This is a genomic window from Snodgrassella sp. M0351 (assembly GCF_016100575.1).
Classification (GTDB): domain Bacteria; phylum Pseudomonadota; class Gammaproteobacteria; order Burkholderiales; family Neisseriaceae; genus Snodgrassella; species Snodgrassella alvi.
The window spans coordinates 1-287 of record NZ_JACFSG010000022.1; the positions used below are offsets into that span (position 1 = coordinate 1).

Here is a 287-nt window from a genome sequence, read left to right on the forward strand (position 1 = left end):
ATTGGTCAGATCACCGGCACGGCTTACAACAGTAGACAGTGAGCTGAAGCTGGTAGCAGAAGAGGTGGATAACTGATAGAGCTGATCGGCATTGACTGCATCAGTAGAACCGTTTTCCAGCTGACCGGCAGCCACATTGGTAATTTTCTGCGCCTGACTGGTGCCATGGCTGGCATCGTAAAAGCCGCCGTTACCATTGACATTCTTTTTCCATTGCAGCGCATCAGACTGTAAAGCAGCGATATTGCTGTTTGCTGTACTGATATTACCATTGATATTGGTCAGAT

At 47.7% G+C, this 287-nt stretch carries 1 pseudogene; it reads right to left on the reverse strand.

Features of this window, described 5'->3' with window-relative positions:
- A pseudogene (locus H3V01_RS10940) lies at positions 1 to 287 on the reverse strand (hypothetical protein); the annotation flags it as partial.